The sequence below is a fragment of the Micromonospora sp. DH13 genome (assembly GCF_020873825.1).
Classification (GTDB): Bacteria; Actinomycetota; Actinomycetes; order Mycobacteriales; family Micromonosporaceae; genus Micromonospora; species Micromonospora haikouensis.
This window is the reverse complement of the sequence record NZ_JAHWGR010000020.1, coordinates 86,961-111,308: the sequence shown is the minus strand read 5'-3', so window position 1 is coordinate 111,308 and position 24,348 is coordinate 86,961. Positions and strand designations below refer to the sequence as shown.

The 24,348-nt window shown below is 66.6% G+C and carries 17 protein-coding genes; 15 read left to right on the top strand and 2 right to left on the bottom strand.

What is annotated here, in order from left to right; genetic code table 11:
• The first annotated feature begins 7 nt into the window (after positions 1 to 7).
• A complete protein-coding gene (locus LPA42_RS19840; protein ID WP_077936276.1) occupies positions 8 to 1,486 on the top strand; it encodes a protein kinase in 1,479 nt (492 codons plus the stop codon).
• 1,358 nt (positions 1,487 to 2,844) lie between these two features.
• On the opposite strand, the gene LPA42_RS19835 is transcribed toward LPA42_RS19840, so the two are convergent.
• Positions 2,845 to 3,501, bottom strand: coding sequence for an HAD family hydrolase (locus tag LPA42_RS19835; protein WP_077936278.1), 657 nt, complete (start codon positions 3,499 to 3,501; stop codon positions 2,845 to 2,847).
• A 1,459-nt stretch (positions 3,502 to 4,960) separates the two neighbouring features.
• Here LPA42_RS19835 and LPA42_RS19830 point away from each other — a divergent pair.
• The 5 genes from LPA42_RS19830 (at position 4,961) to LPA42_RS19810 (ending at position 9,960) form a co-directional block, all read left to right on the top strand.
• On the top strand, positions 4,961 to 5,848 hold the full coding sequence (locus LPA42_RS19830; protein WP_077936281.1) for a replication-relaxation family protein: 888 nt from the start codon (positions 4,961 to 4,963) through the stop codon (positions 5,846 to 5,848).
• A gap of 387 nt (positions 5,849 to 6,235) precedes the next feature.
• The gene (locus tag LPA42_RS19825; protein ID WP_228986757.1) at positions 6,236 to 7,132 is read left to right on the top strand and encodes a DUF2637 domain-containing protein; all 897 of its coding nucleotides are present in this window, start codon (positions 6,236 to 6,238) and stop codon (positions 7,130 to 7,132) included.
• A complete protein-coding gene (locus LPA42_RS19820) occupies positions 7,129 to 7,527 on the top strand; it encodes an AlpA family transcriptional regulator (RefSeq protein ID WP_228986756.1) in 399 nt (132 codons plus the stop codon). Before LPA42_RS19825 ends, LPA42_RS19820 begins: the two co-directional genes overlap by 4 nt.
• On the top strand, positions 7,524 to 8,996 hold the full coding sequence (locus tag LPA42_RS19815) for a site-specific integrase (RefSeq protein ID WP_228986755.1): 1,473 nt from the start codon (positions 7,524 to 7,526) through the stop codon (positions 8,994 to 8,996). The genes LPA42_RS19820 and LPA42_RS19815 overlap by 4 nt, the downstream gene beginning before the upstream one ends.
• A gap of 682 nt (positions 8,997 to 9,678) precedes the next feature.
• Positions 9,679 to 9,960 carry a hypothetical protein gene (locus LPA42_RS19810; RefSeq protein ID WP_077936282.1) on the top strand — a complete coding sequence of 94 codons (282 nt, stop codon included), beginning with the start codon at positions 9,679 to 9,681 and terminating at the stop codon, positions 9,958 to 9,960.
• Positions 9,961 to 10,107: 147 nt separating this feature from the next.
• Here LPA42_RS19810 and LPA42_RS19805 read toward each other — a convergent pair whose 3' ends face one another.
• Entirely contained in the window at positions 10,108 to 10,761 is a 654-nt protein-coding gene (locus LPA42_RS19805) for a hypothetical protein (RefSeq protein ID WP_077936283.1), read from the bottom strand.
• Positions 10,762 to 11,274: 513 nt separating this feature from the next.
• On the opposite strand from LPA42_RS19805, the gene LPA42_RS19800 reads away from it, so the two are divergent.
• From LPA42_RS19800 to LPA42_RS19760, 9 genes are all read left to right on the top strand, one after another.
• Positions 11,275 to 11,574 (top strand): hypothetical protein, encoded by a 300-nt coding sequence (locus LPA42_RS19800; RefSeq protein WP_144082548.1) that lies wholly within the window; start codon positions 11,275 to 11,277, stop codon positions 11,572 to 11,574.
• Between the two features lie 240 nt (positions 11,575 to 11,814).
• A complete protein-coding gene (locus LPA42_RS19795; RefSeq protein WP_077936285.1) occupies positions 11,815 to 12,867 on the top strand; it encodes a hypothetical protein in 1,053 nt (350 codons plus the stop codon).
• Positions 12,864 to 13,487, top strand: coding sequence for a hypothetical protein (locus tag LPA42_RS19790; protein WP_228986754.1), 624 nt, complete (start codon positions 12,864 to 12,866; stop codon positions 13,485 to 13,487). The genes LPA42_RS19795 and LPA42_RS19790 overlap by 4 nt, the downstream gene beginning before the upstream one ends.
• A 140-nt stretch (positions 13,488 to 13,627) precedes the next feature.
• On the top strand, positions 13,628 to 15,595 hold the full coding sequence (locus LPA42_RS19785) for a DNA recombination protein RecN (protein WP_228986753.1): 1,968 nt from the start codon (positions 13,628 to 13,630) through the stop codon (positions 15,593 to 15,595).
• A gap of 147 nt (positions 15,596 to 15,742) precedes the next feature.
• Positions 15,743 to 16,945, top strand: a complete 1,203-nt coding sequence (locus LPA42_RS19780) for a hypothetical protein (RefSeq protein WP_077936286.1) — start codon at positions 15,743 to 15,745, stop codon at positions 16,943 to 16,945.
• Positions 16,946 to 17,050: 105 nt separating this feature from the next.
• Positions 17,051 to 17,527: a hypothetical protein gene (locus tag LPA42_RS19775; protein WP_077936287.1), complete on the top strand. Its 477-nt coding sequence runs from the start codon at positions 17,051 to 17,053 to the stop codon at positions 17,525 to 17,527.
• A gap of 182 nt (positions 17,528 to 17,709) precedes the next feature.
• Positions 17,710 to 18,144 carry a hypothetical protein gene (locus LPA42_RS19770; RefSeq protein ID WP_228986752.1) on the top strand — a complete coding sequence of 145 codons (435 nt, stop codon included), beginning with the start codon at positions 17,710 to 17,712 and terminating at the stop codon, positions 18,142 to 18,144.
• 31 nt (positions 18,145 to 18,175) lie between these two features.
• On the top strand, positions 18,176 to 22,915 hold the full coding sequence (locus tag LPA42_RS19765; protein WP_144082549.1) for a caspase family protein: 4,740 nt from the start codon (positions 18,176 to 18,178) through the stop codon (positions 22,913 to 22,915).
• 208 nt (positions 22,916 to 23,123) lie between these two features.
• A protein-coding gene (locus LPA42_RS19760) for an IS3 family transposase (RefSeq protein WP_096761586.1) occupies positions 23,124 to 24,273 on the top strand; the annotation gives its coding sequence in 2 pieces (ribosomal slippage) (positions 23,124 to 23,923 and positions 23,922 to 24,273; 1,152 coding nt in all).
• Positions 24,274 to 24,348 lie beyond the last annotated feature (75 nt).

Here is a 24,348-nt window from a genome sequence, read left to right as displayed (position 1 = left end):
GCGAACGATGGCATGGAAGCCGCCCGCGCCTTGGATGAAGGCAAGTCCCAAAGATCAGCCAAACGAAGGCGGACAAGCCTACATCTTTCAGGTCGTGCGCCCCGATGATCAGAGGCTATACGCACTTAAGCGGCTGAAGAACAAGAATCGACGCAGCCGTTTTGTGCGCGAAGTTGAGGTTATGGAGCAGCTGTCCACGCTCGGCTTTCAGGTGCCGCCGGTCGTAGCCAAGTATTTGGACGACGACAGTCCATCTTTCGTGATGCCCTGGTATCCGGACGGTTCGCTTGAGGAGCAGATTGCCCAGGAAGCTCAATCGACCGTTCCGGGGCGGCTGGCGCTGCTTCTGGCCGTCGGAACTGCTTTGCAGCAGATCCACTCCGTTGGGATGGCGCATCGCGACATAAAGCCGTCGAATATATTGCGTGCCGGGAGTAACGTTCTGCTTGCAGATTTTGGCTTATGCCTCGGCCTTGAGGATGAGCGTTTGACTCGATCATGGGAGGTGATCGGGCCCCGCAACTACGTAGCGCCGGAAAACGAAGCCGGGATTAACGAGGACGTAGATCAGAGGCCTGCCGATTGCTATGCCTACGGAAAGCTCTGCTGGTCCGTGCTTGCTGGCCGTCAGGCGTTGCCGAGGGAACGCCAGCTCGATCCCGAGAACCGTCTTGAAGTCCTGACTAGGGACGTGGAGCTTAGTCCACTTGGCTCGCTGTTCGAGCTGCTTCTGGACAGAGACCCACGAACGAGATTGAGCGACTGGGACGCTATTCTTTCGGAGATTCGGAGGGTAGGCGATCGTATCGCTGGCACTCGGAACGTTGCGGCGGGCGCGTCAAGCTTTGACTTGGAAGGCGCGGTAGCGCGGGCTCGCCAGCTCGCGGCCAACGAGGCGATGGTTCGGCAGCGGTTCGAACGGCTAAAAGAGCAAGAGCGGAATGCCAGAGAAGTAATGCTTCGCCAGCTCGTCTTTCTAGACTTCAAGGAAAAGTTGGAGGAGGTGGTCAGTAAGATCAATAGTGCCTCCGACGGAAGTCTTCATATTAGTATAGGCGCTGGCAGGCCGATGGGGGACCAAACCAGCCAGGAGCTGATCGATCTGATTAACGTAGATCCGCTCCCTCCTCAGTTCTTCGGTGAGCCTGCCGCAACTTCGCTCTTGCTTTCGAGGTGGGGCGACAATGACGGTTCCTCTGTCTTTCAACTTCTGGTGATTCTGGTGCGCAGAGAAGAGAATGTCTGGTTGATTAGGGCCCCAATGAGAAGAAGGTCAAACTACGAGTACCCACTCCTTGCTGCGGGGCTCCCAAATATGATCGACCGCGTCGGACCGATCCCCCTAAGGCTGGATAGCGCAAAGCAACGCATGCGAGATTTCGTCACCGAAACTGCCGATCTCGGGCTGCGGGTCATTGGCAGGTATATCGAGCTGGCCCAGGTGGGTGCGGAAGTATGGGACGACGCAAACTGGAGGGATATCTGAGAAGGGCATTCTGCACTTCCCTGGGCTGGCGCAATAGGATCAGGCTGTCGCTGGCTGCCGGCTCTGCCAGTGCCCCGGCTGCGTTGTGCCCATGGGAGTGGTGTAGGGCTTGCCCGTGATGAGCCTGTTGCGTAGATGAGAGACGGCCATCGCGTCGATACTTCAAGACGGCCAAGTGAGAGAAGGAAGCGAGGAGGTGATGGCCGATTCGAAGAGTGTGAACCCTGTTGACCTGCTAGCGTGAGTCGACACAGGAGGTCAAGCTGGTGCTGACCCTGTGGCTCTGCGGAGACCGAACTCGAACTAGTCATCGCCAAAAGCGCGTGTTTGCCGGCACGTCAGGCGGACCAATGCGGTAAGGGGCATCAGGATGCCAACGGGTTCGGGGAATGCGAGTAATGCCGATGCAACGCTCTGAGTTGACCTACCCAAAATTCCATCTTTGCAGTCTTCGATGGGTTTCGCCCGAGTAACCCCAACTGCGTCGCAAGTGCATAGAAGCCAGGACCTGCATATTTGGCGTCGAGGTATCGCACTAGTGCCGAGATCATCAGACCTGTAGCGGGATAGTTCCGCTCCACGATCAAGCCGAGTAGGCGTCCTATAGCAGCTCGCTCGTCTTCACGGTCAAAGTCAAAACCTGGGATCCCTGTTCGATGCGTCAACGTTGTATTGAGCTCCGTGTAGGTAGTGGCGCCCCCAATTCGCGCACGCTCAATGAGGAAATCCAGCCCAGCCACGGTCAGGCGTTCCCAAGTCTCGTCGTCTCGGCCATACATCGACATAGCACCGCCTCCACGGTGGAGGCTAGCCGATCATCGCAGTCCTCGGCACCCCTTGCATGGCCGCAGCGCGGCCTGGCGCCGGCCCCTCGACAGGTCCCGTCAGGTTTCGTCCTCGTGCCGCGAGAGGCCGGAGGTGAAGCGGCAGCGACCGAAGCCGAGCAGTCAGAGGAGCAGCAGCGGACGGCGCCGTATCGAGGCAGTACCCAGGGAACGAGGCCGATGCGGTTCGAGCAGGAACCGGGGCGACTCGTAGTGCGTAGATCAGCGGCGGACGCAAATGCGATCAGCTGTGTACGTCTCCCAAGAGCCGTCACCACGGAGGATCACGATGGCTGGGACGCCCTCGGCGATCTCGAATTCGCGTCGCTCCGCCGAGGTAGGCATCCGGGCAGACGCCGTGTCACCCTTGAACAGAGTGACTGTCTCGGTCGGCTCGTTAGCGCGAACGAAGGTGCCACGCAGTGGTTCCATGTCACGAGCCTTCCGCCCGAAGTAGCGCTATCGCCTGTCGGACACTCGTCCAGCTCAACCCGTACTCCTGAGCTAGCAGCCGTTGGGAGGCTCGTCGGGTGGTCAAGTGGTCGGCTTGTTGTGTTTGCGGATGAGGTTGGGTAGTTCGGTGAGTGAATCGAGGTGGAACAGGCAGCGGTCGCTGATCGCTGTGTCGTCGAGGATGTGTCCCCAGGGTCCTCGGCGGATGAGTGCGGTGGGGATTCCTGCTTCCTGTGCTGGTCGGATGTCGTTGTCGAGGCGGTCTCCGACGTAGAGGACCTGGTCGGCTGGGCAGCCGGCTTCGGTGACTACGCGGTCGAAGAAGGCGGGGGAGGGTTTCTCGACGCCCCAGCCGTCCGAGGTGCCGATCACGTCTACCGGTAGGTTCAGGGCGCGCAGGATGGTTTCTGCGCGTGCTGTCTGGTTGCCGGCGAGGCCGACGTGGAGCCCTGCCGCGCGTAGCGCGGCCAGGCAGGGGCGGGCATCCGGGTATAGGTCTTCTTCGGTGAACGATTCGGGTTGTCCTGCTGCGGTGCGGCGTTGCCGTTCCTCGGCCAGGTCGAATCCTGGTCGGAAGACCTGGAAGGTTTCCCGGTAGTCGAGGCCGCGGGCGATGACTGCGCCGAAGACGGCGGAGAACGTGTGGCGTGGCACGCCGAGCCAGTCTGCCCAGGTGCCGTACTCGCGGGACTCGTCAACGATGGTCTCGCCCACATCGAAGAACACGCTGGTGATCACCTGGCGATTGTGCCGTGCGCCCTTCGGCCGATCAACGTGTCCCCCCGGAGCCGGGTCGCTTGGCGCTGCGGTGGTGAGGGTGTTGCCCTGCGGCGCTTGGGTGAACGTCTTCGACCTTGCTGGCCGGTTGGCACGAGGTGGCGGGATTGGCTCACCTTGACCGCCGGATGTGGGACCGGGTGGCGGCAGGCCGGGCGCGTGGCCTGAGGAGGGCCCGAGATTGGTGAGGTGGGTGGTAGGCCGGCCTGGTCCCTGAGGATTACGCCGGCAAGCTGGGAACCAGGACCCGCGTCAGGCTGGCGGTAGAGGAGAGGTGGAGGTCGTCGACGTCTCGGTCATGCGGCCAGGCCTCTCCGGGCTCGATCCTGGCGAGGGCTCGTTCCCGGAAGGGCAGGTCGGCTGTTCGGGGAGCTGGGGATCTGCGCCTACGACGGCTGGCGAGCGCTTGCTGTGGCTTCAGTCCGCATGGCGTGGGGTGCTCTGGCCCGCGAGTGTGCTTCGCGGCGGGATTTTCGTCTCATGAAGTGAGACATGCACGGGTGTAAGTCAAGATTTTTCTGCCTGTGTCGGCCGGGATTCCGTGCCACTGGGTGCCAGTGCGGGTTAACGGGTGCTACTGCGTCCGGCTGGGTCCGGGAGCGTGGCGTTTGGCTGCTGGCGATGCTGGTTGACAGGGTGTTGCTGGCGGAGGCGTACTGGTATGCACGTGACCGCGTGGCGGTCTGCCCGCCGGTTGGATTAGCCGGTCTGGTGACGCTTCTTCGGGAGCGCTGCCGGTCGTTCGGGGCTTGGGGTGGGCGGGCCGTCGATGGTTCTGGGTGACAGGGGGTTCGCGATGAAGGATCTTTCTCCGGCTGGTTGAGCCGACGCTCCATCGGGCCGTTGCGGTGCTGCGGCCACCAGAGCATCTGCGTCAGGCCGAGACGAGCCCGTTGTCGGTGTGGCTGCTTGCCGCCCTGCTCCGCCGCTACCTGCTACCGCTGTTCCCGCTGCCGCGACCGCCGATGTGGTGGTCGTGTCGGTCGTTGCTGTCCTCGTCCGTTCTTGGGTCGGCTGGTGCGCCGGGTTCTGTGTTCGTTGACAACTCCACAGCGTGTCTTTCCGTAGCCCAGCGCTGGCTTGTGGCTGCGTACCCCTGCGGCGTCGTAACTGTCGTCGCCCATCTTCATTGTTCTCGATCAAGGAGTTGTTGTGTTCTTCGTCCATCTCGTCTCTGTGCGCTCCGGCTTGGTGCCGGTGGCGGCGGCGGATTCCGTTTCGGTGCCCGTTGCGGGGTCTGGGTTGGTGTCGGTGTTGTGGTCAGTCTTCAACCGGACCCCGGAACGGACCCCCCGTCGTGTCTTACACCGCAGGTCACGCTGGCTGTCGGCGCTGTTGGCTTGTCCTGCGACAGACCTGCATGGTCTCGGGTCTCTCCCCCTGGGGCTGGCATTCCCTACAGGAGGGGAGGTGGTGGCTGGTGGATGATCCGGTTCTTCGGGTTCAGTCCCAGCTGACCGCTCGTGACCGTGTGCTGTTGGGCTGGCTCTACGACCACGGGGTGTTGACGTCGTTCCAGATCGCGCATGCCTTGTTTCCGTCTCTGGATTTCTGTCAGCGGCGGTTGCGGACGTTGTACCGGTTGCGGTTGGTGGCGCGGTTCCGTCCGCAGCGCGCGGACGGTGGCTCGTACCCGTATCACTACGTCATTGACCAGCTTGGCGCGGAGGTCGTCGCGGCCGGTCGTGATGAGCGTGCGCCTCGGCGTGATCACGCCCGAGTGGAGCGGCGCCGGTGGACGTCCAGCCGCACCCTGGAGCATCGCCTGGGGGTGAACGGCTTCTTCACCGGCCTCGCCGGCTACGCCCGCACTCATCCGGATGTGCGGTTGGGGGAGTGGTTGTCGGAGGCGGCGTGCCGGCGGTCGGGAGTGTTCACTCGGCCGGGGGATCCGGCTCTGGTGCGCGCCTACCAGCCTCGGGTGCGTCCGGACGGCTATGGCCTGTGGGTGGTGCGGGGTGGCCGGGTGCCGTTCTTCGTGGAGTACGACACCGGTGGTGAGCCGCTGTCGGTGTTGACCGGGAAGCTGGTCGGCTACCGGGAGTGGTTCGCCGCGATGGGGCGGGCGTGGCCGGTGTTGTTCTGGCTGCATTCCGCCGCCCGGGAACGCAACCTGCGCCGAATGCTGGCCGAGACGCCACCGTTGGTGCCGGTGGCTACCGGTGCCCGCGACCACGCCACCACGACGGGCCTGTGCCCCGCCGAGGCGGTATGGGCCGTGGCCGGCGACGGCGGACAACGGTCCACGCTGGTTGACCTGTCGGCCTGGGTCCTCGACGACCGTGACCCGACCAGGGAGGCGGCATGACCGACAACGCTCCACCGGACCCCTTCATCGTGCGGCCGGCGTGTGAGGCGGCGACAGTCCCGGGGTCGTTCTGTCACCGGTCTGTCAGCGTCTCGCTAGAGGCTGCTGACAGACCGGTGACAGAACCGGACAGTCCTGACAGCGAGCGGACGGAGGTATCGTCCCGGCGCCCGCGTGGCCGGTCCGCGGACCGGCCACGGACCGAGCCATCCACGCTCCTGGTCCGGCACGCGGGGACCGTCCGTCCGCTGGTCCGGTCCGCACGCATTGGTGGACCGGGCGTGCTGGTGGTCCGGCCGGGGGAGGTGGGCGACCACGACCGCACCCGGTGACCCGGACGCCGGTCCGGGACGGAACCCGGCAGAGGGAGCTGTCCAGGTCGTGATCATGTTGGCGATTGGTGCGGCGGCTGGTGCGGCCAGCTTCACCCACGTCCACAACGTCGCCGCCGCTCACGGGCAGCCGGGCTGGTTGGCGTGGGCAGACGCGATCGTGCTGGAGCTGATGTCCATCGCCTCCGGCCTGGAACTGCGCCGCCGCAAACGAGCCAAGGTCTCAACAGCATTCCCAGGGACGGTGCTGGCCTGCGCGGTGACGCTGTCCCTCGCGGCGCAGGTCGTGGAGGCCGAGCCGTCCCCGATCGGCTGGACCGCCGCAGCCGTGCCCGCGCTCGGGTTCCTGGTCATGGTCAAGATCGCCCTCGGCTACACCAACACCCCACCCGAACCCACACCAGCCGGCACGCACCCGTCCACCGCCCGACCAGCGGACCAGCCCATCGCCACCGCAAGCCAGCTTCCGCCGGATCGCAGCAATGCCCAGCCCACCCTGCCGACCGGGGACCGGCGTCTGCCCGCGCGGACCGTCCCCGACACCAGCAACGACCACCCGCACACCGGACCGGACCACCCCCGGACCGGCAGCCCGGTCCGCCAGCGTCGGCCGTCCCGGCGCGGACCGTCCACCCACCCCACCGACACCGAGGCCCTGCTCCTGGTCGCCAGGCGTGCCCAGGAGGACCTCGCCGCCGAAGGCCGGCCGCTGACCCGCGCCGCCCTGGCCACCGCACTGCGCGCTACCGGCCACACCGTGTCCAACACCCGCGCATCCCAGCTACTGAAGATCCTCAAAGCCGACCAGGCCCCACCAGCCCCCACCACCGGCCAGCAGACTCCCGAACCCGCCGGCCGCAGTACCCCGCCGACAGCGCCAGAACCCGCCATGCCTACCACCTCGCGTACCTCTGCACCGCCTCTACCGCAGTCAGGAGACCCCACCCTGTGAACGCCCACACCACTCCAGACCCCCACACCCAACCGGCCGGCCACCACACGCCTACCAACGTGCCGTGGACCGTCGAGCGGATTCGCGCGCTCGGTGCCGCCACCACCCTGCCCACCGCTGCATCGGTGCTCGGTATCAGCCGGTCCCAGGCCTACCGCCTCGCCGCCACCGACACCTTCCCCACACCACTGATCCGCGCAGGCACCCGCATCATCGTCCCCGTCACCGGCCTCCTCCGACTCCTCCTCCTCGACCAGCCTGCCCCGGATCCCGACGGTGGCCGGCGACTTGATCCCGCTCCGGTGTCGAGCGTGGATGCAACGACCCCGCCACCAGCGGACTACACCCGCCACCGCTGGCGGCACCACGTCGAGCACCCCGGAGACAACGGATGAAAGGCTCCACCTTCAAACGCTGCGGCTGCCGCGACACCACCACGGGCCGCCGCCTGGGACGCTCCTGCCCCCAGCTACGCCGGCCCGGCGGCGGCTGGTCCCGCAACCACGGCCAATGGCACTGGCAGATCGACCTACCCGCCCGCAACGACGGCACCCGCCGCACACTGCGCCACGGCCCCTACCCCACCCAAACCGACGCCGACACCACCCTCGACCACATCCGCGCCGCCCTCGCCGTCCCCGACCCCACCGACCCCCACGTCATGGTCAAAACCGGCGACCTCATCGAAACCGCCGTCAAGACCGGCGCACCCGTCCCCACTCCCGACCAGGTCCGCCGCACCCTGCACCTGGACATCACCCCCACCGAACTCCCTACCATGGCCGACTACCTCACCGACTGGCTCGCCGGCCGCCAGAGCATCAAGAAAGGCACCGTCCGCTCCTACGAAGGGCACATCCGCCTACACCTGATTCCCTACCTCGGGCACCTGCGCATCGACCGGCTCCGGCCCGGTCACATCGACGCCATGTACGAGGCCATCGCCGAACGCAACACCACCATCGCCACCCTGCGCGCCAGCCGCGACCAAGCGAAACGCGACCAGGTCAAGAACCAGCGGGTCGTCGGACCGAGGACCATGCACCTCATCCACGCCACCCTCCGCAAGGCCCTCAACGACGCCATGCGCCGCCACCGCTACCTCGACATCAACCCCGCCCTGCTGGTCGAGCTACCCGCCGCCCGAGCACCCAAGCCCACCGTCTGGACCGACCAACGCGTCAAAACTTGGCGTGACACCGGCAAGACCCCCAGCCCGGTCATGATCTGGACCCCCGAACACACCGGCCGATTCCTCGACCACACCCACGACGCAGGCGACCGCCTCTACGCCCTCTACCACCTCATCACCTTCACCGGCCTCCGCCGAGGCGAAGCCTGCGGCCTGCACTGGGACGACCTCGACCTCGACGCCAAAACCCTCACCGTCCGCTGGCAACTCGTCCAACACGGCTGGGCCACCACCATCGACACCCCCAAAACCACCGACAGCGAAGCCACCATCGCCCTCGACACCGAAACCATCACCGTCCTACGTACCCACCGCGCACGCCACCACCGCGAACGCCTCGCCGCAGGAGCGGCCTGGACCAAGACCGGACTGGTGTTCACCACCCCGACCGGCGGCCGACTCCACCCTGCCGACGTCACCGACCACTTCCACCACCTCGCCACCCAAGCCGGACTACCACCCATCCGACTCCACGACCTCCGCCACGGCGCCGCCACCATGGGACTCGCCGCCGGCATCCAGATGAAAGTCATCTCCAACCGACTCCGCCACTCCAGCCCACACTTCACCGCCAAGTTCTACGGCGACGTCCTCCCCGAACTCTCACACGCCGCCGCCGAAGCCACCGCGTCGGTCGTCCCACGTCGGCGTGGCACGACAAAGCCGGCGTAATCCGCACAAGCCTGTGCGTCCGTTATCGGCAGCGCTGGGCCAGCCGGTGAGGCCGCCGGCTGGCCGCTGCGTCACACGACTTGACCTTCGGGAAGAGGTAAGCGTGGATCGTTGCGGCCATCACCGATGGGCCGCAGAACCCTGCGATCAGCGCATCGTTCGACACGCCCATCGGGACGATTCACACGAAGGGCTTCCCCATGCCACACCTGCGCCGCGAACGACCCGGACACTTTGCCTCAGTGCCTGACGACGTTACCGACCCACTGCTGTGGCGCCTCGCCATCGACGTACTCGCCGCCCACCAACCCGGGCAAAACAGCAACTGCCGCAACCTGCAATGCGTCGGCGAAGTGGCACCTGCACCGCGGCAAGGAACGCCCGCCGAGCCGTGGAACTCGCTCGCTCAACTGCGGGCACCTCCGCTAGAACCGAGGTCATTCGACGGAGACGCCGGCCGCGAGGTTGGTTGGTTCACTCCGTCGATGTCAGTCGCGTCCACCAGGTGGCGGCTGGCCCTGGCGTCGCGACGATGGAGCCCAGCACTACGGTCTGTGGCGTAGCCTGTGCAGACAGCGGCCGCGAATGCCCTGGCTAGGGCATGTTTGGTGCCCTTGCTCACAGTCGGCGCTTGCAGGGGCGGCAGCCGCGCCAGCATCAGGATGACCATTACGGTAGACGGATGATCTGGGTCGACGGCCAGGAGTACGGCACTGCCTCCGAGATCGCTGAGCGGCTTGGGCCCGATGTCACCGCTGATCGGGTACGCGATTGGGCGCGTCGGGCGGCCAGCCCCACAGATCCGCTCCACGGCCTGCTGCCCCGCCACCATGTGTCCGGCCGGGGTCGAGGCACTACCTGGTACCGCTTGGACCAGGCCGCGCACGTGGAGGCTGTTACTCGTCGCACGAAGGGCGGACCGGCGCGCACCGGCAGGTGGGGGCGGCTGAGCCCGCCGAGTTGACACCCTCGTGCGTCGGACGCAAAATCGCATCACACATCCAGCTTCAGGTGGAGTGTGCCCGCAGCCCGGAGACGCGTCAGCGCCCGGGCTGTTGTCATGTCGGGGCCCGGGATGCGCCGGGGCCCCGCGCTGCGGTGGCTGCCGGCCCTATGACCAGCGGATGAAGTACTCGCCGGTAAAGGAGTACTGGTTGGAACCGGGCGTGGCTACGGTGTATCGGGCGTACCGGTCGTGGATCCGGCCAAAGACCTCGTAGCGGTCGATGAACGGGAAGGCGTCGTCACCGACGGGCACCCGGATGGTGTGATCCTTCGCGGGTCCGTCGATGAGGGTGACGGTGCGGTAGCCGGCCGGTGCCCGGTACCGCCAGGACCGGGGTGGCCAGCGCTCGTCGCGTTCCTCCTGCGCGAGCCGCTGGTGTTCCCGGTTCTCCCACTCGTTGTTGTCCAGTGCGCTGCGGCGCGCCGTGCGGTAGGCGGCCTGTTGTTCTTGGAGGCGCTGTTTGTGCCGGGCCGCTGCTTGCCGGGCGGCTTGGCGGCTGACGCCGCGGGCGGCGCCGATCTCGGCGTAGCTCGCCTGTGCCCGGTGGGCTTGCTGCGCCGCGTCCTCGGACAGTCGCTCAAGCTGTGCGGTCAGCTCACGGCAGGTGTGCAGGACGGCCAAGGCGTGGGCCCGGCGCTCGGTCTGTGGGCTGTCGAAGAATGGGTTGGAGGTGGCGGTCCGGGCGACGCAGTGTTGGGCGAGCAGCTTGGCGGCGCGGCGCATGGTCAGCTCGAACAGCTCCTGGCGGTTCTGGTCCACAAGCGACAAGGTTAGTTGTCGCTATCCAGCAGGCCGCCTTCGGCGCAAGGCGGCTCCACCGAGCCTCTCCTACCGGCTCTGAGCTGGTCAAACAGGGCGCTCCCGAGGTGCGCTGGACGGGTAGGCGTTTCCGTGTCGCAGTTACTGCCAGTAGGTGCAGTGCGCCCAAATTTCAGACGGAGTCACAGTCGAGGCGGAGCCGATGAGCGGCGCCGCCTTTTTGCTGTCCAACCAGGTCGCTGCTCGTGTTGGGCGGCGGCTTCGGCAAGCCCTTCGGGCCACGGTTCCCTCTCCTCGCGATCGAGGCGGGCCGCGGTGGCTCCGTGCACCTCGCGGCTGGCCACCGCACTCGCTTCCCGCCGCGCCAGGCATGTGACCGGTGCGAGCGGATGCTTCCCCGACGAGAGAAGGTGATGGCTTCTCTGAGCGCCTAGATCCGTAGATGACCCCGAGTAGAAGCTCGGGGCTTTTTCATGCCCAGAAGTCGATCTTAAGAGGGTTGTGGTGGTCAACATGGTGCGTCCGGGTGGGACCGGGCTCTCCCCGGCGTGGGGTGTGGTCGCGCTCGCCAGCGGTGGTGGCGCGGTGGCATCGGCGGTCGGTGGTGCCGTGGTCGGGCATCCGGTGGCCGGCCTGGTGGTGGCTGGCTGTGTGCTGATCGCGCCGTGGCTGCTGGCCGGGGTGTTGGTGACGGCCGCTTTCGTGGTGGCGGTTCGTGGGCGCCGTGGGCGTCGGGGCACCGTCGCAGGCGAGGGCACCGTCGAGGTGATCGACGCGTTGCGGCGGCTGGTCGACAGCGTTCTCGGCCGCTGACGCGGTAGCCGCAGGAGAGGCATGTCCGACGACTCTTTTAAAGGTACCCACTGCGGCGCGGAGCTCGCTGCCGGCTCACTGGCTATACGAGGGTTACCGCGACCCGGTCATGCCCCACTCCTCCGCGTCAGGACAAGCTGACAAGCGGGTAGCCGCGCAAGTGTCGTCCTGTCGACCCTCGATTGCTTTGCGATCTCCACCTTGCAATGCTGTCGGCGAAGGTGTCGAGGAGGGGGTCGCGTGTCGGAGAGTGGGCTCGTTCTGGCAGCCGGCGAGCCTCCGATCAATTTTCGCGCGCATGAACTCCGAGCGGGTAACCCCGCTGGCGCGCGCGACGACTTCGAGCAGATGATTCGCGAGTTGGTGGCGGCGTGGTACCGAGGCGCGCGCCTGATCGCAGCCAACCCGGGCGACTGGGGTATCGACGTCGTGGTTGGTGACCTGGCCGGGCAAGTCGTGATCTGGCAGGCGAAGTACTTCATGCCGGTGGTGACCGCCTCCCACCAGGGCCAGATCCGCGAGTCCTTCTCTTCTGCCCTGAAGGCCGCGGCAGAGCATGGTCACAAGGTGCGCAAGTGGATCTTGTGCGTTCCCGCGAGCATGGACGCACCGACGGACAAATGGTGGTCCACATGGAAGAAGAAGGCCGAAAAGGACTTCCACGTCCAGATCGAGTTGTGGCACGAGGGTGAGCTGCGGCAGCGCTTGATCTCGCCGGACGCCGCTAACGTCCGGCGCCACTACTACGACCCGTACCAGAACCCGGCAAGGCCGAAGCCGGACCGACCCGGCGTGGTCCAGGTCGAGCCCGAGAAGGCGACCGCGATGGAGACCGCGCTGTTCGTCAGGCAACTTCGGGAAGCCGGGCACCAGCAGGTCAGCTCGGCGAAGCTGGAGTTCTTCAACGCCGAGCTGCTCGCGCGTGAAATCGTCGACAAGGATGTGCCCGCTGAGGTGAACGCCCTCGTCGAGGCGGACGCGACCGTGCACAGCATCTGGGAGACGTCTTTCAACGAGGTAGCCGAATCGCACCCCGCAGGGCCGAGACTGCCCGGTTTGCACGCATCAGTAATGAGGCAGATTCGTGGCATCGGCCACTCCTGGCCGGCAGAGCTACGGTCGACGCCTGTGCACCGGTGCGGAATGATGCACCGGATTGTCGAGGATGGCCGTGCAGGCTGGGTGCCTCACTGGGAAGACGTGGTGGTGAAGCATCGGGACGAGCAGCCAGCGCAGGCGCCTGTGCCGACTCAGCGGAACCCCGACGCCGAGCACGCTGGAGTCCTCCCATGAGCGCGCCATCGGACTCGGCCTCCGCCGTCCACCGGCCGCCCGTGGCGGTGCCGGAGGACGACACGGTGTTTCGGCTGGCCCAACTTGTGCTTCTCCTGCACGTGGTCGCCGAGTTCCATCCAGACGGCGTGGAACTGGAGCGGCTCGGCGCGTACGACTTCATCGCCGCGAATCCCCTGCTGATGGCGTCGAGCGATGACGACCCGGACCGGTTTGAGCTGCTCATGGCCGGATTTGACGACCGGGCGCTGTCCTACGCCAGCGCGGCGCAGAGGTTCGCTACCCGGCGAGAGCGGCTCAAGCACGATCTTGCGCTCCTGCTCGCCTACGATCTGGCGACTACTGCGGTCCGTGGCCACGTGCTTTACCGGTTAACGAACGTCGGCGTCGACATGGCGACGCGATTCACCGCCATGTACGCGCGGTCCTATACGTCCGCAGCGACCATCGTCGTGCGCAGGTTAAGGAAGGTTCGGCCCGGACCGCTGCGGGAGAGGGTGACCGAGTGGACTCGCCAGTCCTCGGGCCCCCACCGCATCGACCTGGCCGACCTGTTCGTCGAGCCCGAACAGCTGAGCGAACCGGACGCCGTGGCCGAAGACAGCGTGGCCAGGCCGTGATGGCATCATCCACACCACCTGCGAACTCCGCGTCGCCGCCGGGCAGACGAGGTATCCGAGTCCGTCGGCTACGGCTCGTCGGCCCCGAACGCCACTACCAGGTCAACTTCGTCGATCGTGGAACTGGCGAGCTCAACTCGTTGTCCATCATCGCTGGCGCTATCAGCACGGGCAAGTCGACCGTCCTGGAGTTCATCGACTACTGCCTGGGCGCGAGCGACTATCCCCGTCATCCGGAAGTGATTGCGAAGGTCCTGCACGCCTTCGTAGAGCTGGAACTGTCCGGTACGCCCTACGTCATCGAGCGTGGCCTCGGGGATCAATCCGGCCACGTCTTCCTACGCCCTGGCACGCTCGAGGACGGAGTTGGCCCGCCTGTCGAACGACGGCCGATCAGACCGCCCGGCAGCCCGGATAGCCTCTCCTCCCTCTTGCTGATGCACTGCGGACTGGAAGGCGTCCAGCTCCGCGAGGCCCCCACCCAGTCGAACTCCGGCGCAGACCCGCTCAGTTTCCGAGACCTGATGGGGCTGTGCTTCCTGCCCAACGAGCGTGTGGCCAGCAAGTCCTTGCTGTTCGAAACTCAGCACATGAAGGCGCTCAAGCTACGCCAAGTCGTCAACGTGGTGTTCGACGTGCACGACGACCGCGTAGTAGACCTCGGACAACGCATCAGAGACCTGGAGACACGGCTTGCCCGGGCCCGGGTGGCGTATGAAGCGGCGCAGCAGATGGTCGAGGAACAACGACTCGGTGGCCGCATCGAGCTGGAGATGGCCCGCGACCGGGCAGCCGAGGAGTTGGTTGTCCTCGCTCGTGAGCAGGTCGCGATAGACCAGCGCGTAGCTGCGGCGGCGGGATTTGCCGAGGCGCAGAGGCGGCGACATCAAGCAGCCGCGGAGGAAGCACGCCGCGCTGTTGCAGTCCTTCGCGACCGCGAGACACAGTTGCGCCGGATGGTTCCGCTGCGGGCACAGTACGCCGCCGACGTCGCCAAGCTGACCATGCTCACCGAGGCCCACCAGCTCTTCGACCCGCTCCAGATCAAGGTCTGTCCAGCATGTCTGTCCGCCCTCGGGCGAACCATCGAGGTCGAAGACGGGGCGTGTGGGTTGTGCCATGCCCCGGTCTCCGATGCGACGGGCACGCTGACTCTCGGCGACATAGCGCCCCCAGCCGTGCCGGAGCAGAACGGCGCCATCAACGGCACGGCCGCCAGCCCGAGCGGAGAAGATGGTGCCTTATCGGACGTCGACAACTCCCTCAGCCCGTTCGACGTCAGCACCGAACTGCGCGCGACCAAGGCACGTTTGGCCGAGCTGACCAGATTCGTGGATGACCTGGACGCCGAGGTGAGCCGGCTCAGGACGCGCGTGCAAGCCGCTCGCGCCGCTGAACAGCAAGCAGCGGCCGAAGTTGATCACGTCACCACTCGGGCGATCAGCCCGTACCTCGCCGAACGTGACGCTCTTGCCCGGCGGCGCCAAGACGCCACCGCCGCAACTCAGCTCGCCGCGGCAGGCTTGCAGATGGTCAGCAGCCTCGACAGGCGAGCCACCGAAGTGCTCCGCTTGGAAGCAGCGGTCAAGGCCCATCGCGAGGAACTCGCTAATGTTGGGCAAGACCGGACGGACCAGGCCGCGATCATCCGGACCATCAGCGAACGGTTCGCCGCGATCCTGGCCGACTGGCGGTATCCGAAACTGAGTGGCGCCTATCTGAACGATGAACTGATCCCGTTCGTGCGCGACCTCCGATACACCTCAGCATCCTCCGGGGGCAGGACCCTGATCTCCCTCGCATGGATACTCGCGATCTTCGAGGTCTCCTGGGAATCGGGTGGCTCTCACCCCGGCTTCCTCTTCCTAGACAGCCCTCAGAAGAACCTTGGCCAAACCGGCGATCGTGATACCGAGTTCGCCGACACCGTCACGATCGCGGACTTCTATAAGCACCTACACAAATGGCTCGCCGGCCGCGGGGCCGGGACCCAGATCATCATCGTCGACAACGCACCGCCCGCCGAGGTCGAGAACGATGTGGTCGTACGTTTCTCCGGACGGGCGGACCATCCGCCGTACGGCCTAATTGAGGACGCGATCGCCTGAACCCCTTGACTCCGCAGTTAACGCTCGGTCCTGGTCGGTCCCGACGAGCCGTCTTGATCGACGGTGACTGCATTTGTGCTCCCACTAGACCAAACGGCAGCTCAGCCAGAGGCAAGTCTCCTGGCAGGAGTCCCAGGAGGAGCGCTTATGACCAGGTTGGATGAAGCCGATCCCACCGGTGCCAGCCGGCTGAAGGCATGGGTCGACGGTTTGCGCAACGCTGCGCCCGGGGTACCCCCGACCTCGCACCTACTTCGGATGATTCACCCCGGCGTTCGTCCCATCCTCGGCAACGGGCTGATCGCGGTCGAGCCACAGAGCCTCCTTCACATTCCCGGCGAGGACGCATCCGCGGTCAGCCTGTTGCGCTACCTAACAGTTGGGCCAGAACAGCCGACCCTCGATCTCCATGGGCAGGCAGCTATGTTGGGAGCCTTACTCACCCTCGTAGCCAATCGCCGATGCCAGGTCGCGCCGGAGGTCTTCGCGAAGGTCGAGGACCAGGATCACCACTTCGCGATTCCGGTGACTGGCCAGGTCGACTCGACTCTTGGAGCACCCATGCCTGCATGGGAGGAGATCGATTCCCGATTCCGTGAGGTCATCGCCCGGTTGACCAGCCTTCCGGACGACGACATGGCGGCGGTGAGTGCCGCCATCCACATGCATTACTGCGCCACGCTCCTAATTGCACGTGACCTAGCCGGCGCGTACGCGCTGACGGTCGGCGGGATCGAGTGCCTTGCACAGCGATTCGGCAATCCGCCCTCCGACTGGCAGGACTGGGACAAAGCCGCTGGCTGGGAGAAATTCATCGCCCAGCAGCAGTTCAGCGATCAGCAGGCCCAAGCGCTCCGCGGTCGGCTGATGAAGGACCAACACATCAAACTGGCCGAGACGTTCGCCACCTACGCAACAACTCGGCTACCTAACGGATTTTGGACACAACCGGTCCGCTCCTACCTGTGGGGCATACGTGCAGATCCCGCCGGAGCACAGCCGGTCGAGGGGTCCTGGTCAGATCCGGTGCCACGGGGGCCTGAATTTGCCGAAGATTCCAGCAAGGTCAAAGCCGCGTTCAAGATGGCGTACCAGTCGCGGTCTGGGTTCCTCCACGCAGGCAAGCGAGATGTCTCGTTCGTCCGTGACGCCTTCAACCCAATGCTCCTCGCCGACGAGCGGGACGGAGGTAGCCGCGAGAAACCCCGGATGACCATGGCGCAGCTTCGCGCCGCGCTCCGCAGCCTTATCCTCATGGAACTGGTCAAACGCGGAGACCCAGACCCCAAGGGGCTCGACGAGACCGGCTACATCACGATGCCGGAGGCGTCTGATTCTCCTCCTGCTTAATGCGGGTCCTTCCCGGACAGGAACTCCGTCCTGTCCAACGGACCACACCCAGACCAAACACGGAAAACTGCGCAGTCCCGCCGCTGGGGGGAAGTCAACGACCGGGTGATCGTGCTGCGACGGCTGTCGCCGGGCGGGCTGCGGTCGTGGGTCGTCGACAACGAGATCTCGTGTTTCGGTGACGCGGCCAGCCAGAAGATGCTGCTGGAGGCCACCGGCGGATGGACGGTGCTACTCGACGACGCCGCACGGCTCGCGGTCACCGAACGCACCGCCCGCCGCGTGTGCGATGCGATCACCGCAGCAAGGCTCAACAGCGCCGAAGTCGCCGGTGTGTTCGTCGACAAGGTCGGACTGGCGAACAACCCGACGCTGGCGGCCGCGTTCGACTCGCTGCTCGACTACAACGCTCCGATGAGCAGCGAAGACCTGGCCACCTGGCTCGAGGTAACCGAATGTGGCGGTGCGCGGTCGGTGGAGGTGTTGCGGTACTTCGACGTGCTCGTCGAGCGACCCGACGACGGGCTGTGGGAACCGGAGCCGGTGTTCGCGGCGGCGTGGAGGAAAGCACGACAGCGGTAACCGGCTGGTCCGGCGGCGGGTTCGTGACTGCCGCCGGACCAACTTGGTGAACCATTGGCCCGAAGCATTGGGCTCCGTCTTGGGGCGGCGGTTATCGCCTGTCGGCGTACGCCCCGGGCTAACGTGCATCCGCGTGCTCGGCGGGTGCTCGGTCGCCGTGGACAGCGACACGAAGGTTCTCAATGATCATCCGATCGCGGGATGTTGACCTCGTCTGTCAGGATGGACGATGGCTCTGCCGGCGGGGTGAAGGGGTAGCGATGCGGTTATTGATTGACGTGCGTGGTGGCGAGAGTGACGAGAACCGCCGCGTCGTGTCGGTGCTGGCCGCTGATCCCCGAACCCGACAGGCGCGGGTCAGGACAATTTTTCCGCCGCCCCGCCCGGAGACGCTCGGTGCGGCCGAGGTGATCGAGTTCGTCGGGCAGAATGTCCTGCTCCCGCTCACCGTGCAGGCCCTCTACGACTATCTGAAGAGTCGGTTAGGTGGCCGGGCCGCCCAGCAGCTCTCCGTGAAGATTACCCGGACCGATCTGCCCGATGGCGCCCGCCACGAGACGGTGAGCATCAGTGGAGACGTCGACGCCGTGGTGGCGGCGCTCAGGTCGGCCGAGTAGAGGGGGCGGCGGTCGCCGATAGGAGGTTCCGATGGTCAGTGGGTCGGATCGGGTAGATCCCTCGCAGTCGGCGGCGGTGCTGTTCGGGGTCAAGACCTATCCGAACACGTCGTTGGAGCCGGTGCTGGCCGCGCCACGGAACACCGATGCCCTGCGTCGTTCGTTCGCCGACCCGGAACTGTGGGGGCTACGCGGCAACTACCGGCTCGTCGTCGAGGCCGACCCGTCCAAGGCCGACATGCTCGACGGGGTCGCCAACGCGGCCCGGATCGCGGATGACGACGGAATTCTGCTCATCTATTTCGTCGGTCACGCCTTCTACAGCGGTGGCACGCTCCATCTGGCCGCTTCAGACGCCAACCCGAGCCAGCCGAGCACACTGTTGTCCATTCCCGAGCTGACCGAAGCCGCCGCGTCATCGGCGGCTGCTCGGAAACTGCTCATCCTCGACTGCTGCTATTCCGGGGCCGCCGCCGGCAGTCTCAAAGCCGAGATTCAGGCGGTGAATGAGGCCGCCGGCTGGCTGCTGATGGCGGCCACCGACGTGGTGCCGGCCCGGAACGCGCGGTTGGACGAGGAGTTCACCCGGTTCACCGCCGCGCTCCTCGCCGGCTTCGAAGGCTCGCCCGGGGTGGGGCGGAGCCTGTCTCCGAGGACGGTGCTGGCGCACGCCGCGACCTTGCTCGAGGGGGAGCCGAGAACCAACCACGCGGCCTGGGAGGACGGCCCGTGGCTGCGGAACCGTCGGTACCGACCACCGTCCGTCACTAGAAACGTCCACGCCACCAGGCCACCCGCCAGTCCGTTCAGTGGACAACGAGGCCTGCCCGGGCTGCTGGCCTGGCCGGAGCGGGATGCCCGGTTCGTCGGGCGGAAGCGCGAACTCCAACTCGGGGCCAAGCGAGTCGTCGCGGGTGGCGTGCTGACCGTCACCGGTCCGCTCAAGGCGGGTAAGGACCACTTCGCCGACCAGTTGATCGCCGAGGTCCGGTCCCGCGGGGCGTTCGACGAGGAGGATCTCCTGCTCGGGCTGGAGATCCCCATCGCCACCGCGGAAGAACCGGTGCTGGAGAGCCTGTCCCGGGCGCTGGGCGAACATCTCGACGAACGGGACGCGATCGAGCCGGCGGCGATGGCCAGCCTGGACGGGCGCCGCCGACGGCTGGTGACCAGCCTGATGCAGCAGGTGGGCGACCGGAAACTGCTCATCCACATCGACTGCACACGGCTCGGGCCCGACCCGGCAGCGGTGCGGGCGGAACTGGACACCCTGCTGGAGGATCCCTACTTCCGTCGGGCCGTGACGGTGGTCAAGGCCCGCACCAAACTGGACCTGACCGGCGACGGTCAACTTCGTGACCTGCCACCGATCCCGCTCGGCGAACTCTCCGACGACGAGGCGGTCGAGCTGCTCGGCAACCTGCTCGACGCGGAGCAGATCGAGCTCGACGGCCTCGACCTCAAGCACGAGGTCCTGCGACGGCTGAATGATCCGCTGGTCCGGCTGCCCGGGGTGTTGGTGAACGGGGTCGACGGGTTCATCGCCGACCATCAGCTGACCGACACCGGCGAACTCGTCGCCGGCAACCTGGTCGACGCGCTGCTGAACCGCTCCGTGCCGACGGTGCTCCGGGCCCTGCGCGACGCCGGTGGCCTGAAGCTGCGGCAGCCGTCGCCGACCGGGCGCCGGCACGGGCCGCTGGCTGTCCTGATCTGTTGGGCGCTGACCGAGGGGCTGCCGGTCAGCCAACAGGTCCTGCAATCTGCGGACGTGGGCTTCCGGGCCCAGATCGAGCAGCTCACGGACGCCCGAGTCCTGCGGACTGAGGCCCGGGACGGTGCGCCGTCCTACGGGATCGGCCCGGCCAGCCGGAACACCCTGCGCCTGCTTCTGCTCGTCCTGCTCGGTGTCGACGAGAGCGCCGAGGGCATGGACTCGGCGGGCATGGCGACGATCCGACGGACCATCGACACGCTTCCCGGACCCGAGCGCGAGGCGTCTCCGGACGAGCTGGACGAGGCACTGGCCAGGGCCGGCACGGCGCTCCAGACCACGATCAGCCAGCTGAGTCCGGACCGCGTCCCGGAACTCGTCCAGGCGGTCCGGTGGGCGGTCGGGTGGATCGACGAGAACGCCGCCGGCCGGCTACCGCGGCTGCGTGACGCGCTCTCCGTGATCAATGCGTACGACGGTGACGCGGTGTACCTCAGCGTCGTCCCGGAGCAGTCGACCTCGCCGGTGACCGTCGACGCCGTCGAATCGGATCTCTCGCCGGACACCGTCGACCTGGCGCGTCTCCTCGCGGCGGCGGCGCGCCTGACCGTGGCCGCACGGCAGCAGGGCATGGCCGCCGGCATACTCGACGGACTCGTGGGGGCCGCGTCCGAGGTCGCCGACGCGATCGTGGCGTGTCCTGCCGACCTGGTGTCCTATCACCTGCTCAAGTCCGTGGACGCGACCCTGTTCCTGGCCGGCCGGCGGCTCCGGTCGACGACGAGTCTGCTCGCCGCGCGGGAGCGGGCAGCCGACGCCCTCTACCAGGGAGCCGTCACCGCCGGCGCCAGCCGGACGGACCGTGTGCTGGTGGTGCTCTCCTGGCTGCTCAACACCGCGGAGGCCCAGGTCGACGCCGGCCGGCGGGACCAGGCCCGGGGCACCTGGGGGAAGGCCGAGGAGATATTCACGCTCCTCCCGGAGGCGCGGGACACCCGGCAGCGGATGACCCAGCTGCAGATGGAGCATCGCCTGGGTCGCCTGCAGGCGCGGTGCGCCGACAGTCACGCCGACCGGATCAGCGGCCTGCGCCGGGCGTTCGCGCGTACGGAGACCGGACTCGGCCTCTCCACGCGCGCCGACGAACTCGCGCTCTGGTGTTCCCGGCACATCGACACCGCCTCGGTGCTGGCGCTGGAGCTCCGGGCGGCCGACGACCAGGAGGCGTTCGTCACCGGGGTGCTTGACCAGCTCACGACGGCGTGGCAGCCGCACGGTCCGTGGCCGGTCGCCGTTCGCGTCGCGGTCTGGCGGTTCATGCATGGGACCTTCCGTGGTCTGGTCGAGACGGACCGGCGGCTGACCGCCGCGCGCCGATCCCTGTCGCTGCTGTTGCAGGGCGACGCCGAGGAGCGGGAGGGGCAGCAGGCCCTGCTGATCGCGCAGGTCGAGGCGCACCTGTTCCTGGCCCGTACCCTGCGGGTCAACGACCAGCTCCAGGAGGCGCTCACGGAGGCGCGCCGAGCGCTGAGCCTCGCCGAGACCGGCCGCGATCTGAGCGTCTCCACCGCCGGCGGCGAGACCGCTGCCCGTGCCTATCTGCTCTGGCTTCAGGCGCTCCGGACGGTCATCCTGTGGAGCCCGCCACGGGATGCGCCGGGCGGCGCCCGGACGCAGCTGAAGCGGGAAGCCGGGATCGCTCAGGAATGGCTGCGTAACCAGGATGGCCCGATGACGCGGGCCCATGCCGTGCTCGACCTGTGGTGCATGCGCACGCTGTGGTCCGAGGAGGGCAACCTGACCGTCGCGTCGGCCCGGGAGGGAGAGGACTTCAGCCGGCTGCCCCGGGGGATCAAGGAGCAGCGGCTCGAGGAGGCGTACCGCAAGCGCCGGAGGTCGTTGCTGGGGCACGAGCGGGTGTACGGACCGTCGATCGAACTCTGCCGGATGCAGGTGCACCTCGAACGGCAGTACCAGCGGTGGCAGTCGGTGATCTGGCGGAGGAATGTCGACAACAGCGCGGTCTGGGAGCTGCTTCGGCGGGCCGAAGATCGGTGGCCACACAATCCGGCCCTGGTGGCGTCCATCGCCGATTTCCACCGCTACATCTGGGAACACGGCGAGGCGATTGCCGAATACCAGAAGCTCGTGACGATGGCGACCAACGCGCACGACCGGCTCCGGGCGGTTTACGGCGCGGTGGAGAGCGCGGTGACCCAGGCCCAGTACGACAACCGCCTGCCGGGGTCGAAGCGCCAACAGATGCTCACGGACGCCCGGCAGTTGCTCGACGACGAGATCCAGGAGCGCTCGCTTCGCGCCGATTTCGCCCTGCTTCGCCACCGGGTCGCGCTGGAACTGGACGAGGAGGTCGACTGGGATCGGGTCGACCGGGTCTTCGACGAGATCATCGGGGACGACTACTCCCGCAACATCGGCCGGTACCTCACCATCCGACGGTACGGTTCGGTCTTCCACAGATCGGTCGCCGACCAGCTCAGCTCGGAGGTGAGAACCCAGCTACGGCAACTGTCCCACGGCGGCCCGGTCGCGGAGCCGGCGGACGGCGACGGCGTGGAACAGCAGGACGCCATGGTGGTGGAGGACGAGAGTTCCTCGATGCTCGGCGAGTTGCTGTTGGAGAACTTCACCGACGTGGATCTCCTGCAGGCGCTCGGCTCGATCTACCTGAGGCGGGCCGACCTCACCGAGGGGCAGCACGACGCCACCGCGGTGGCCGAACGCACCCGCCGGGCCTTCGACTGTTTCGATGCCTGTCGCATCCTCCAGCAGGACCGCACCGGCAAGACCCCGCTCGTCACCAAGTTCCTCAGCGGCCGGGCGATCCTGCTCGCGGCCCAGGCCAGCGATGATCCCGACCCGTTCGACTGGGAGGCCCCGTCGCCGCACCGAAACTGGATCGAGTACGCGACGTCCCTGTTGCAGGTCTGCAAGTCCTCCGCGGTGGGCGGTTTCGGACGGGTGTGCAATTGGCGTTTCAAGGAGGCGAACGACGTGCTGACGCGACTCAACCGCGGGGAGTGGCCGCCCCGCTGACGTCCCCGACGACTGTCAGGCGGTTCACTCCTAAGACTGGGGCTGACCTGGTGATCCTGTGTGGACGTTAGCGATGAAGCTGCTGGTCCAGTGGGGCTTCGCCCCGCTGCATTGAGTTCCCCCCGCTTTGATGGAGCGGTTGATGTTCCCCGGGTTCGGTGGAGTCGGTTTAGTTGACTTTCGTGCGTTTCGCTCGTTGAGGAGTGACGTGCCGAGGAGTTACCCACCCGAGTTTCGCCGCAAGGTCCTTGATCTCCTGAAGGCCGGCCGATCGGTGGCCGACCTGGTCCGGGACCTGCAGATCAGTGACCAAACCATCTATACCTGGCGCCGGCAGGAGTTGATCGACACCGGGCAGCTGCCCGGGATCACGTCGGGGGACCAGGTCGAGTTGGTCGCCGCGCGGCGTCGTATCGCCGAGTTGGAGACCGAAGTCGCGGTCCACCGTCGTGCCGCGGAGTTGCTCAAGGAGGCGGTGCCCCCAAAAGAGCGGTACGCGGCCATCAAGCAGATGGCCGCTGAGGGGTTGCCGGTGAACGTGTGTTGCCGCGTCTTGAGGGTTTCCGTGTCGGGCTACTACGCCTGGCTCGGCCGGCCGCTGTCGGCGCGGGCGTTGCGGCACGCCTGGCTGATCGAACGGATCCGCGCGGTCCACGTCGCGTCGCGAGGCGTGTACGGCGCAGGCAGGGTCCACGCGGAGCTGCGGCTCGGGCAGGGGATCGTTGTCGGCCACAACGCGGTGGAGATGTTGATGCGGCGGGCTGGGATCAAAGGCCTTCCCCACCGCCGGCGTCCCCGGCCGAAGCATCAAACTCCGACCGCGGCGGACCTGGTCAACCGCGACTTCCGCCGGGTGGAGCCCAACCGGCTCTGGGCCACCGACATCACCGAGCACCCGACCAGGGAGGGCAAGGTCTACTGCGCGGTCGTGCTGGACACCTACTCGTGGAAGGTCGTCGGCTGGTCGATCGATGCCACGCAGACCGCCACTCTGGTCACCAACGCGCGGCATGGCGATCAACAACCGGCAACCGCAGCCGGGCACGGTCATCCACTCGGATCACGGAGTTCAGTACACCTCCTGGACCTTCACCCGCCGGGTCCACGACGCCGGGCTCGCACCGTCGATGGGCTCGATCGGCGACTGCTTCGACAACGGCATGATGGAGTCGTTCTGGGGCCGCATGCAGACCGAACTGCTCGATCGACAGCGGTGGCGCACCCGGATCGAGTTGGCCAACGCGATCTTCGAGTACCTCGAGATCTTCCACAACCGGCAACGCCGCCACAGCTCACTGGGCATGCTCAGCCCAATCGAGTATGAGAGAGTCCGACCGATGTCCCTATCCGTGGCATGAAACCAACCACGACGACTCCGCCAAACCCGGGGAACATCACCTACACCACCAGCGCGGACGAGACTGAAAGCTGGC